Here is an 11,618-nt window from a genome sequence, read left to right as displayed (position 1 = left end):
GACTCTTCTGGGGCAGTTTGAGGCGGCAGTCTGCGCTTCAACCTCAGATTGGCTTCCAGCAAGTGACCGATCTTAAACGGTCATGGCAGACACGAAGCGAATCCTGGAAGGCAGCCGCCGGTGCAAATCGCGGAGAAAATGCCGGGACAGCGCATGCGCCGTCCAACTTTCTTTGTCGGAGTCCAACTTGTTGTGACATCCGACAGCAAGAATGGCGCACCCGAAGAGATTCGAACTCCTGACCCCCAGATTCGTAGTCTGGTGCTCTATCCAGCTGAGCTACGGGTGCGCACTGCCTTGCGGGCAGGGCCGGGTATCTAGCGGGTCGCTTTCGGGCTGGCAAGCAGGTTTTCTCAGAAAATCTTGAGAAAATGCGGGGTTGGCCTCACGAGCCTGCGGGCCTAGGCATAATGCCTCCCTGCAACGCCCCGGAGTGCTCGCGTGCGCGCCTATTCCTTCTCTCATCTGCGGCCTTCGCGCAGGATTTCGTCTCTCGCGGCGGGAACGGCGCTGGCGACCCTCTTGCTGGCGGGTTGCGCGACGACGGTCGAGGGCGTTCAGGTCGAGACGGCCGCAGCGGCTCCGGTTGAAGCGCCGGCTGTCGCTACGGCCGCCGTCGCCAGGGGGCCGTTCGTATCGGCGGCCAATCCCCTGGCGGTCGAGGCGGGGATGAAGGTGCTGGCGCGCGGCGGTTCGGCCGTGGACGCGGCGGTGGCGATCCAGGCTGTGCTGGGCCTGACCGAGCCGCAGTCCTCGGGCCTGGGCGGCGGCGCCTTCATGATGGTCTATGAGGCCGAAAGCGGCGCCGTCACCGTTTATGACGGGCGCGAGACGGCGCCGGCCGCCGCCACGCCTGAGCTCTTCTATGAGAGCGGCCGGCCTCTGCCCTTCGTCGATGCGGTGCTGAGCGGACGCTCGACGGGGGCGCCGGGCGTGGTGCCCATGCTGGCCCTGGCTCAGAAACAGCACGGCGCCCTGGCCTGGTCCGAGCTGTTCGGCGACGCCGAGAAACTGGCGCAGGACGGCTTCGTCGTCAGCCCGCGTCTGGCGGGCATGATCAACGGCGGTGCGCCCCAGGCGAAGACGCGCTGGGCGACCGAATATTTCACCAAGCCGGACGGCGCGCGCTATCAGGCGGGCGAGACCCTGCGCAACCCGGCCTATGCCGAGACGGTGCGCCGCATCGCGCGCGAGGGCGCGGCCGCCCTGCAGCAGGGGCCTCTGGCCGAGGCCATTGTCGCGGCGGTGAACGAGGGGCCGCGTCCCGGCGCCCTGACGACCGGCGACATCGCCGGCTATCGCCCCGTGGTGCGCGAGGCCGTGTGCGGTCCCTATAAGGTCTACACCATCTGCGTACCGCCGCCGCCGTCCAGCGGCGCCTCCATTCTGGAGCTGCTGGCCATGGCCGAGCAGACGCCCGACATCGACAGGGGGCCGGACAGTCCCGAGGCCTGGGCCGCCTTCGGTCAGCTGCAGCGGTTGATGTACGCCGACCGCGACCGCTATTTCGGCGATCCGGCCTTCGTCTCCGTGCCGGTCGCGGGTCTGCTGGATCCGGCCTATGTCGCCGAGCGCGCGGCCCTGGCGCCGGCTCTGCGCTGCGCGGCGCCCTATGGCGTGCCGGCCGGGGCGCCGAACGTCGGTGCGGACGCCACGCGCGAGCCGGCGGGCACGTCGCACCTGGTCGTGGTGGACGCCAAGGGCGACGCCGTCAGCATGACCACCACGGTCGAGAGCCTGTTCGGCTCGGGCCGGATGGCGGGCGGCTTCTTCCTGAACAATCAGCTGACCGACTTCTCCCTGGTCCCGACGGCGAGCGACGGCACGCCGGCGGCCAACGCCGTGGCGGCGGGCAAGCGGCCGCGCTCGTCCATGTCGCCGGCTCTGATCCTGGATCGCGACGGGCGGCTGGTGGGCCTGCTGGGCTCGCCGGGCGGCTCGTCCATCCTGGCCTATAACGCCAAGGCCCTGATCGGCGCCCTGGCCTGGGGCCTGCCGCTGCAGCAGGCGGTCGACCTGCCGAACCTAGTGGCGAAGGGCGACGGCTTCGGCGCTGACACCGAGGGCTTCCCCGAGGCGGTGCGTGAAGGCATGGCGGCGCGCGGCGTCGAACTGCGGCCCAATACGACCGAGACCTCGGGCCTGCATGGCGGGTTGTGGCGGAACGGGCGCTGGGACGGCGCGGCGGACAGTCGACGCGAGGGCGTGGCCCGGACTCAGTAAGGCGATGGCCTATTCGCGTGGACGGATCGTCAGTTGGAAGGCCACAAGGCCTTCCGACACGTCGGTGTTGATGCCGTTATAGGCCTTGATGCCGTTGGCTTCGATCTCACGATAGACGATGCCCAGCGAGCCCTGCATCGCGCCACGGCGATAGGCCACGCCGATGGAGGCGTCGCCGAGAAAGGCGCCGGTGTCGTGACTCATGCCTGAACGGGCGAAGTCGCCGTCGCGGGTGCGGGCGAAGTTGTAGCCGACGGCGCGTTTCGACCCGGCGGCGTAGACATACCAGCGGGCCCGTTCGCCGAAGGCTTCATCGCCGTCGGGCGCCAGGCGATCCAGGCCCTCGCCGATCTTCAGCGTGGCGCCGGCCTCGGCGGTCGTGCCGTCGCTGCCGAAGCCGACCCCGGCGTGGGGCGTCAGCGAGACTTCGAGGCCCGAGGGCGTGCGGCCCCGCGCGGCGATCCAGCCGCGCGTATAGGTCACGTCGTAGCTCGCGTCGTCATAGGCGCGGGCGTCAAGGGCGCGGGGCGGCACAGGGGCGCCGTCGGCCCGGCGGGGTTCGCCGCGCGCAGTGATCCTCAGGCGGTCGGTGAAGCCGTCGCCTGCGAACCAGGCCTCGTTCTGGCCCGTGATGAAGGCGTCTCGCCCGGCGGGCGATCCGGACAGGGCCAGGGGCGCGCCGAAGGGCGTGTCCGGGGCCGCAATGGCGATGTCGTTGTTCAGGCGGGCTGCGGCGTCCTCGAACTGTACGGCGTCGCCGCCGCGAACCGCCACGGGCGTGTTTCCGACGTCGGTGAACGAGGGCGTCGCCTGCGCGCTTGCCGTCATGGGAAGACCCACGGCGATCAGAATACCAACGAGGCAAGCCTCCCTACGCACCAACGGTTCCTCCCAAAGCCGTTAACGAAACCACTCTGCACTAACGCGAGGGAACTGCAACGGCCTCTTTCAAGCCACAATCCTGTTTCGACCAAACGAAACCGCCCGGAAGAGAGTTCCTCCGGGCGGTGGGATCAGGCGATTGTGATGTGCGGTTCGGACCTTACTGGCAGGCCAGGCACTCGTCGTAGTCGGTGCGGGCCGCCGAGAAGAGGTCCGGCTGGTTCGGATCGACCTCGGCCTCGGCCTTGTCCTCGGCGCCGGCGAAGGCGGCGCGCTGCACCGACTTGGAACGCAGATAGTAGAGCGACTTCACGCCGCGTTCCCAGGCGGACCAGTGCAGCATGTGCAGGTCCCACTTGTTCACGTCGCCGGGGATGAAGAGGTTCAGCGACTGGGCCTGGCAGATTTCCGGCGCGCGGTCCGCGGCCAGTTCGACCACCCAGCGCTGGTCCAGTTCGAAAGCGGTCTTGAACACGCCCTTCTCGTCGTCCGACAGGGCGTCGAGATGCTGGACCGAGCCTTCGTGTTCGAGGATCGAGCTCCACACGGCTTCGGTGTCGATGCCCTTCTCGCCCAGCAGCTTCTGCAGATAGGGGTTCTTGACCGCGAACGAGCCCGACAGGGTCTTGTGCGTATAGATGTTGGCCGGGATCGGCTCGATGCCCGCCGAGGCGCCGCCGCAGATGATCGAGATCGAGGCGGTCGGGGCGATGGCCAGCTTGTGCGAGAAGCGTTCCATGACGCCTTGCTCGGCGGCGTCCAGGCAGGGGCCCTTTTCTTCGGCCAGCGTACGGCTGGCCTTGTCGGCTTCGCGACGCAGGTGCTTGAAAAGGCGCATGTTCCACGACTTGGCCATGGCCGACTCGAAGGCCACGCCCTGCCCTTGCAGGAAGGAGTGGAAGCCCATCAGGCCCAGCCCCACCGACCGCTCGCGCTTGGCCGAATAGACGGCCGCCGCCATGGACGAAGGCGCGCGGTGGATGAAGTCCTCCAGGACATTGTCCAGGAAGCGCATGATGTCTTCGATGAATTTCGGCTCTTCGCGCCACTCCAGGAAGGTCTCGGCGTTGACCGACGACAGGCAGCAGACGGCGGTGCGCTCGGCTCCCAGGTGGTCCTTGCCGGTGTGCAGCATGATTTCGGCGCACAGGTTCGACTGCTTGACCTTGAGGCCCAGCTCGCGCTGGTGCAGGGCCAGCTGGCGGTTCACCGTGTCCGAGAAGATCAGGTAGGGCTCGCCCGTCTGCATGCGGATGTCGAGGATCTTGGTCCACAGAGAGCGGGCGTCGACGGTCTTCATGACCTCGCCGTTCTTCGGCGACTTCAGGTCGAAGGTGGAGCCGGTCTTCACCGCTTCCATGAATTCGTCAGTGATGTTGAGGCCGTGGTGCAGGTTCAGGGACTTGCGGTTGAAGTCGCCCGAGGGTTTGCGGATCTCGAGGAACTCCTCGATCTCGGGGTGGTGAATGTCCAGATAGACGGCGGCCGAGCCGCGGCGCAGCGAGCCCTGCGAGATGGCCAGGGTCATGGAGTCCATGACCCGGATGAAGGGGATGATGCCGCTGGTCTGGCCGGCGCCCTTGACCTTCTCGCCGATGGAGCGGACGCCGCCCCAGTAGGTGCCGATGCCGCCGCCGTTCGAGGCCAGGGCGACGTTCTCGTTCCAGACGTTCTGGATGCCGTCCAGGCTGTCGCCCACGGCGTTCAGGAAGCAGCTGATCGGCAGGCCGCGATCGGCGCCGCCGTTCGACAGGACCGGCGTGGCCGGCATGAACCACAGCTTCGACATGTAGTCGTAGATGCGCTGGGCGTGTTCGGCGTCGTCGGCGTAGGCCGTCGAGACGCGGGCGAACATGTCCTGATAGCTTTCCCCCGCCAGCAGGTAGCGGTCCTCCAGGGTCTTCTTGCCGAAGTCGGTCAGCAGGGCGTCGCGGGTGCGGTCCAGTTGCAGGCCGGTGACCACTTTCAGCTGCGGCTTGCCCTCGGGCGGTGGCGCAGAAACCGTCGTGAATTCCGTCGTCTGCAGAGCTTCGCCGCCAGCCATGTTGATCCTTGCCCCGATCAAAATCGTAAGAAGACCGTGCCGGTTTGAAACACTAGATATGGTGTCTCTATTCCCGTGCTCGGCTAGATGTATGGGCGCATATCGCTAATGCCAGGTAAAGACTTGATCTTGCCCGGGCGATGTGGGGTCCACAGATTCACCGGCGAGGGGCTGTGGAAAAGTCGGAAAAGACAATCGCCAAGCCGCTCGACCCGCGCGATCACAAACGCGTGATCCTTGGGGTGAGGGAACGCACCGCCAGCTTGACCGTTAGCGGCCCATGGCTCCGCATCCGACCGCCTTTCTGACCCGCGCCCTGCGCGTGGCCCGCACCGAAATCGCCGCCGTCGCCGCCCTGCTGGTCGTGGCCCTGGGCACGCTCACATTCATCGAGGTGGCCGACGACATGCGCGAGGCCGACGGTCAGGCCTTTGATCAGGCGGTGCTGCATGCGGTGCGCCCCTTCGCCGACGATCCGGGCCGTCCCTGGGGGCCGTGGTGGCTGCACGAGGCGGCGGCGGACCTGACCTCTCTGGGCGGGATTTCGGTCCTGACGCTGTTTGCCCTGATCGCCCTGGGCTTCATGTTGATCCAGGGCAAGCGCTTGTCGGCCTTGTTGCTGGTCGTCGGCCTGGCGGGCGGGGTGGCGCTGAGCGAAGGCCTGAAGGCTCTGTTCGAACGGGACCGCCCTCCGCTGGAGTTCCAGGCGGTCGAGACATTGAACGCCAGCTTCCCGTCGGGACACGCCCTGTTGTCGACCGTCTTTTATCTGACGCTCGGGGTCATGCTGACGCGGGCGGTGCCGACGAAGCGGCTGAAGGCCTATGTCCTGGGGTGTGCGATCCTGATCGCCCTGGTGATCGGGCTGACCCGCATCTATCTGGGCGCTCATTGGGCCTCGGACGTCTTCGCCGGATGGAGCGTCGGCGCGGCCTGGGCCATGCTCCTGTGGCTGATCGCTTACGCCGTAGGACGACGCCAGCGGCTGCATGACGCCCCCTTGCAGGATGCGCCTTCGACCAATGTCTAGCGGCCGGAAGACGGCAGGCGCCGGATAACGGAGCGAGCAGAGCCCAACGGCCGTTCGAGGAAGCGCAATGACCGATTTCGCCGCCCAGCATGCAGAGCGCCTGATGTCGCCCGCCGCCGCCGCCGCCCTGATCCCGTCGGGCGCCAGGGTGGCCATGGCCCTGGGCGTCGGCCAGCCGCCCGCCCTGCTGAAGGCCCTGGCCGACCGGGCCGAGGCGCGCGAGATCGGCGACGTCAACATCTACTACCTGCTGTCGACCGCCATCGCCGGCGAGACGGTGCTGCGCTACGAACTGACCGACCGCCTGCGCCCCCACAGTCTGTTCCACGGCGCCATCGAGCGGAAGCTGGAGGCGCGCGGGATCGAGGAAGGCCGTCAGGGCGTCTGGTTCATCCCTACCGGCTTTCAGCAGGCGCCGAACGTCCTGACGCGTGAGATCGGGGTCGACACCCTGCTGGCCACTGTCTCGCCGATGGACGCCGACGGCTATTTCAGCTTCGGGACCAATACCGACTACGCCCTGGCGGTGTCGAAGACGGCCCAGCGGGTGATCCTGGAGGTCAATCCGCACATGCCGCGCGTCTTCGGCGATTGCCGGGTCCATGTCTCCCGGGTCACGGCCCTGGTCGAGCACGCCGCGCCCTTGCTGGAGGCGGGCAAGGCTGCGCAGCAGCCGCAGGATCTGGTCATCGGCGGCATCATCGCCGGCCTGATCGAGAACGGCTCGACCCTGCAGATGGGCATAGGCGCCTTGCCCGACGCGGTCTGCGCCGCCCTGCACGACCACGCCGACCTGGGCATCCACACCGAGCTGCTGACACCGGGCCTGGTCGAACTGATGCGCGCCGGGGTGGTCACCAATGCGAAGAAGAGCCTGCATCCGGGCAAGACCGTCTTCACCTTCGCCATGGGCGACCGCTCGACCTATGAATTCCTGCACGAGAATCCCGCGCTGGAGGCCCGCCCGGTCGACTATGTGAACGACCCCGCCGTCATCGCCCGCAACGACAGGATGGTCTCGGTCAACGCCACGCTTCAGATCGACCTGTTCGGGGCCTGCTGCTCGGAATACCTGAACGGGCGCCAATATACGGCGGCCGGCGGTCAACTGGACTTCGTACGCGGCGCCTCGGCCTCCGAGGGCGGGCGGTCGATCATCGCCTGTCACTCCACCGCGGCCAGGGGGACAGCCTCGCGCATCGTCGCCCGGCTGGACGGTCCGGTCACCACGCCGCGCAATGACGTCCAGATCGTCGTCACCGAGCACGGCTGGGTCAATCTGCGCGGTCTGACCCTGGATCAGCGCGCCCGCGCCCTGATCAATCTGGCTGCGCCGCAGTTCCGTGCGGGGCTGGAGGCCGAGGCCCGCGCCATGGGGCTGATCTGATCCGGTCTTCCGCCATAAGTAAAACCTCGTTCTTTTGGCGGTAGGGTTTCTTTACAAATGCGGAGCAGGGTTGGGGACGGGGCGCCGTAACGAGGATGGGGGGCATGAGAGGACGCTGGCGAGGCTTTCGTCATGACGCGGGTCGAGAGGCAGGGCCTCACCCGGCTGTCTATGTCGGGCTGTTCGCCCTGTGTCTGTTGCTTGGCCATTGGAGCGCGGCCACTTTTCAGGCGGTGATCGCCTGGCCGGCCAACGGGGTCATGCTGGCGGCCTTTCTGCAGTTGCCGAGGCGTCGGGCCAGTCTGGTTCTGGCTCTGTGTTTCGGGCTGAATCTGGTCAGCGCCCTGATGCGCGGCGATGCTCAGCCTTTCGTCTGGCTCAACCCGGTTCTGAATCTGGTTCAGGTTATGACGGCCGGAGTCCTGGCGCGGCGTCTGTGTGGAGCGGCGCTGGATATGCGGCGGCCGCGCAGGGTGATCCTTTTCGTCATCGGCGCAGCGACCCCGGCGGTGGTTCTGACCGCCACAATCGGCGTGGCCGTGGCCGTGGTCGTGCGGGACTATTCGCTGGCGCGGGCCGTCTTCGCCTGGCGGCACCTGTTCGCCATGGAGCTTCTGGGGCTGGTGATCGTCACTCCGAGTCTCTTGCTGCTGGCCCGCGCGCATCGCTTCCGGCAGGCGGCTCAGTCGCCGCTGGAGGTTGTCGTGATCCTCGGCGTTCTGGCGGCGGCGACGCTGTGGGTCTTCACCCAGTCTTCGCCCTATCTGTTTCTGGTCTTTCCTCCCTTGATGCTGGCGGCTTTTCGTCTCTCGCCGCCGTGGATGGCGATCGCCCTGATCATGACCACGACCGTCAGCGGTTTGCTGACGCTGACAGGGCATGGACCGATCAGCGCCTCGTCCGTGCCGGACGTGGCGGAGCTGAACGCCCTTCCGGAGCGCATGCGCCAGATGCCGCTCTATTATGGCTTCCTTCTCGTGGGGGCGATGACGGCCCTGCCGATCAGCGCCCTGATGGCTGAGCGGCGTTCCTTCGTGTCGCGGTTGGCGCGACGGACGGCTGTCGCGCAGGAGCAGCGGCGCCGGGCAGAGGCGGCGGACGCCGTCAAATCGCGTTTTCTCGCCTTGATGAGCCATGAAATGCGCACTCCGCTAAACGGCGTCAGCGGCTATGCCGACCTGCTGTCGCGGCGCGCCGATCTGCCGCCCGAGGTCCAGGCCCAGGTGGCCGCGATCCGCGAGTCGGGCGAAGCCATGCTGACCCTCGTTGAGGAGGTGCTGGATGTCTCGCGCGGCGAGGGGCCGGCGCGCCAGGAAGTCTTTGATCTGGCCGCCCTGATTGATGCGGTCGTCGGTCCCGAGGCCGCTGCGGCCGAGGCCAAGGGGCTGGGTTTCGAGGTGGAGCTTGCGCTGCAGTCGGACGGGCGCGTCAAGGGCGACGCGCGGCGTCTGCAGGGGGCGTTGCGGCATCTGGCGTCGAATGCGGTCAAGTTTACCGAGCAGGGCGTGGTGCGGTTGCGCGTCTGCCACGAAGGCGATGAACTGACGGTCGATGTCTCGGACACCGGACGCGGGATCGCGACCGACTTCGCGCCAAGTCTTTTTGAACCCTTCGCTCAGGGGGATGATTCCCTGGGCCGCCGTCATGGCGGCGCAGGGCTGGGATTGCCGGCGGCGCGACGCCACGCGCGCAGCATGGGCGGAGATGTCGTTCTGGTGTCTTCGTCATCGGCGGGATCGGTGTTTCGATTGACAGCGAAGCTGGAAGCCCTGGACGCGCCGGCTGCTGATGCCGCAGACGCGGGCGTGCTGCGCGCCCTGATCGTCGACGATCACCCGGTCAATCGTCAGATGCTGCGTCTGTTGATCGAGGCGGCGGGCTGTGAGGCGGTCGAGGCCCGCGACGGGCTGGAAGCAGTGGTCCAGGCGACGGTCGGGGGATTCGACCTGATCCTGATGGATGTGCGGATGCCGGGTCTGGACGGGCTGGAGGCGACGCGCCGGATAAGGTCCTTGCCCGCGGGCTCCAGCCAGGTGCCGATTCTGGCTGTAACCGCCGACGCCATGCCCGAGGACGCTGCGCGCTGTCTGGCGGCTGGAATGGACGCTCACCTGGCCAAACCCATTACTCACGAGCGGCTCTACGCGGCCATTGACCATACGTTCCGCGCCGCTGCGGTTCGAGAGCAGGGCCGGGCCGCCTAGGCGGCGTCGTCTCCCAGGGGAAAGCGTTCGGCCCAGAAATCCTGCAAGGCGGGCAGGGCGTCCACCCGGCGCACGACCTCGGCCATGCGCGGCGCTTCGGTGTTGAAGCGCGCCCGGCGCGGCGTCCAGCGACTGGCGACGGCGACATAGAGGTCCAGCACGCTGAGGTCGTCGCCCAGCAGAAAGCGGCCCGGCGTGATCTGGCCGTCCATGACGCGCCAGCAGTCGGCGATGCGTTCAGCCGTGCGCTGCTTCAGTTCAGCCTGAGCCGCCGCGTCGTCGCCGACCAGCCTTGAAGGCTCGTCCCGCACCCAGAACATCGAATAGATGGACGCCGGAATGAAACTCATCCAGCGCAGGAACTGCGCTCGGCGCGGATCGGCGATGCTTGGCCCCAGTCGCGCCTCGGGATAGGCGTCGGCCAGCCAGATCAGTATGGCGGCGCTTTCAGTGAGAACTTCTCCGCTCGGCAGGATCAGGGCCGGGATCTGGCGTATGGGATTGACGGCGGCGACCTTGTCGCGTTCGGCCTCGCCTTCCCAGGTCACGGCTTCGATGACGCGATAGTCCAGTCCGATCAGGGTCATGGCCGCCTCGACCGGGACCGATCCCGAGCCGGCGGCGCCGTAAAGCGTGAAACTCATCCCCAGGCTTCTCCCCATCTGATTCCTCTCTGACCACCATATCTAGCGGTAGAGTGAAAATGTGATCGCAAGATAGGCGCATTCCGACTTGGCGCCGGGCCGCGCCGGACGCATGGTGAAACTCACTTCTTTCCGGATTCGCTTCAGGTCATTTTGATGAACGCCCACTCCTCGATCATCCGTCCCGGAACGGCCGGACTGTTGACGCCTTCGGCCGCCTACAAGCCCTTCCGCTACCCGTGGGCCTTCGACATGTGGAAGAAGCAGCAGCAGGTCCACTGGATGCCCGAAGAGGTGCCGCTGGGCGAGGACGTCAAGGACTGGGCCGCCAACCTGACCGACAGCGAGCGCAATCTGCTGACGCAAATTTTCCGCTTCTTCACCCAGGCCGACATTGAGGTCCAGGACAACTACATGGAGCGCTACGGCCGGGTGTTCAAACCGACCGAAGTGAAGATGATGCTGGCCTCGTTCGCCAATATGGAGACCATCCATATCGCGGCCTACGCTCTGCTGCTCGAGACCATCGGCATGCCCGAGAGCGAGTTCGGCGCCTTCATGGAATACGAGGCCATGCGCGACAAGCATGACTTCATGGGCCAGTTCGGGGTCGAGACCGACGCCGACATCTGCCGCACCCTGGCCATGTTCGGGGGCTTCTCCGAAGGTCTGCAGCTGTTCGCCAGCTTCGCCATGCTGATGAATTTCCCTCGCCAGTCCAAGATGAAGGGCATGGGCCAGATCGTGTCCTGGTCGGTGCGCGACGAGAGCCTGCACTGCGAAGGCATCATCAAGCTGTACCACGCCTTCAACAAGGAGACGGGCGCCGTCACCCAGGCCGTGGCCGACGACATCGTCGACTGCTGCAAGACCGTGGTGGCGATGGAAGACAAGTTCATCGACCTGGCCTTCGAAATGGGCCCGGTGAACGGCATGACCCCGGACGACATCAAGCAGTACATCCGCTTCATCGCCGACTGGCGCCTGCGTCAGCTGCAACTGCCGGAAGTCTACGGCGTGACGGAAAACCCGCTGCCCTGGCTGCAGTCCCTGCTGTCGGGCGTCGAGCACGCCAACTTCTTCGAGGCGCGCGCCACCGAATACTCCAAGGCCGCGACCCAGGGTTCGTGGCACGGCGCCGACGGCGTCTGGGACAGCTTCGACGCCATGATGAAGCGCCGCGAGACCGCCGAGGGCTGATCGC

Annotated in this window: 8 protein-coding genes and 1 tRNA gene; 5 read left to right on the top strand and 4 right to left on the bottom strand. The window is 66.8% G+C overall.

Features of this window, described 5'->3' with window-relative positions:
• Nucleotides 1–212: 212 nt before the first annotated feature.
• Nucleotides 213–289, bottom strand: a tRNA-Arg gene (locus ACZ5XO_RS13990).
• A gap of 152 nt (nt 290–441) precedes the next feature.
• On the opposite strand from ACZ5XO_RS13990, the gene ACZ5XO_RS13985 reads away from it, so the two are divergent.
• Nucleotides 442–2,223, top strand: coding sequence for a gamma-glutamyltransferase family protein (locus tag ACZ5XO_RS13985; RefSeq protein ID WP_464163008.1), 1,782 nt, complete (start codon nt 442–444; stop codon nt 2,221–2,223).
• A 9-nt stretch (nt 2,224–2,232) separates the two neighbouring features.
• On the opposite strand, the gene ACZ5XO_RS13980 is transcribed toward ACZ5XO_RS13985, so the two are convergent.
• Nucleotides 2,233–3,051: a lipid A-modifier LpxR family protein gene (locus tag ACZ5XO_RS13980; RefSeq protein ID WP_464163007.1), complete on the bottom strand. Its 819-nt coding sequence runs from the start codon at nt 3,049–3,051 to the stop codon at nt 2,233–2,235.
• Nucleotides 3,052–3,265: 214 nt separating this feature from the next.
• On the bottom strand, nt 3,266–5,155 hold the full coding sequence (locus ACZ5XO_RS13975) for a ribonucleoside-diphosphate reductase subunit alpha (protein WP_464164930.1): 1,890 nt from the start codon (nt 5,153–5,155) through the stop codon (nt 3,266–3,268).
• Between the two features lie 274 nt (nt 5,156–5,429).
• Here ACZ5XO_RS13975 and ACZ5XO_RS13970 point away from each other — a divergent pair, with 274 nt between their 5' ends.
• The 3 genes from ACZ5XO_RS13970 (at nt 5,430) to ACZ5XO_RS13960 (ending at nt 9,770) form a co-directional block, all read left to right on the top strand.
• Nucleotides 5,430–6,179, top strand: coding sequence for a phosphatase PAP2 family protein (locus tag ACZ5XO_RS13970; protein WP_464163006.1), 750 nt, complete (start codon nt 5,430–5,432; stop codon nt 6,177–6,179).
• Nucleotides 6,180–6,246: 67 nt separating this feature from the next.
• Nucleotides 6,247–7,566, top strand: coding sequence for an acetyl-CoA hydrolase/transferase family protein (locus tag ACZ5XO_RS13965; RefSeq protein WP_464163005.1), 1,320 nt, complete (start codon nt 6,247–6,249; stop codon nt 7,564–7,566).
• 104 nt (nt 7,567–7,670) lie between these two features.
• Entirely contained in the window at nt 7,671–9,770 is a 2,100-nt protein-coding gene (locus ACZ5XO_RS13960) for a hybrid sensor histidine kinase/response regulator (protein WP_464163004.1), read from the top strand.
• Here ACZ5XO_RS13960 and ACZ5XO_RS13955 read toward each other — a convergent pair.
• The gene (locus ACZ5XO_RS13955; RefSeq protein WP_464163003.1) at nt 9,767–10,414 is read right to left on the bottom strand and encodes a glutathione S-transferase family protein; all 648 of its coding nucleotides are present in this window, start codon (nt 10,412–10,414) and stop codon (nt 9,767–9,769) included. The two genes, ACZ5XO_RS13960 and ACZ5XO_RS13955, sit on opposite strands and share 4 nt — an antisense overlap.
• A gap of 156 nt (nt 10,415–10,570) precedes the next feature.
• Between ACZ5XO_RS13955 and ACZ5XO_RS13950 the strand changes: the two genes are divergently transcribed.
• Nucleotides 10,571–11,614, top strand: a complete 1,044-nt coding sequence (locus tag ACZ5XO_RS13950; protein ID WP_464163002.1) for a ribonucleotide-diphosphate reductase subunit beta — start codon at nt 10,571–10,573, stop codon at nt 11,612–11,614.
• Nucleotides 11,615–11,618: the final 4 nt, after the last annotated feature.

The sequence above is a fragment of the Brevundimonas sp. T2-11 genome (assembly GCF_055397675.1).
The sequence above is the reverse complement of the archived record's forward strand: the minus strand, read 5'-3'. Positions and strand labels throughout refer to the sequence as shown.

What these genes read in the sequence shown, in the direction of transcription:
- ACZ5XO_RS13980 (WP_464163007.1), bottom strand. Translation starts at nt 3,051, where the DNA reads ATGACGGCAAGCGCGCAGGCGACGCCCTCGTTCACCGACGTCGGAAAC.
- ACZ5XO_RS13970 (WP_464163006.1), top strand. Translation starts at nt 5,430, where the DNA reads ATGGCTCCGCATCCGACCGCCTTTCTGACCCGCGCCCTGCGCGTGGCC.
- ACZ5XO_RS13965 (WP_464163005.1), top strand. Translation starts at nt 6,247, where the DNA reads ATGACCGATTTCGCCGCCCAGCATGCAGAGCGCCTGATGTCGCCCGCC.
- ACZ5XO_RS13960 (WP_464163004.1), top strand. Translation starts at nt 7,671, where the DNA reads ATGAGAGGACGCTGGCGAGGCTTTCGTCATGACGCGGGTCGAGAGGCA.
- ACZ5XO_RS13955 (WP_464163003.1), bottom strand. Translation starts at nt 10,414, where the DNA reads ATGAGTTTCACGCTTTACGGCGCCGCCGGCTCGGGATCGGTCCCGGTC.
- ACZ5XO_RS13950 (WP_464163002.1), top strand. Translation starts at nt 10,571, where the DNA reads ATGAACGCCCACTCCTCGATCATCCGTCCCGGAACGGCCGGACTGTTG.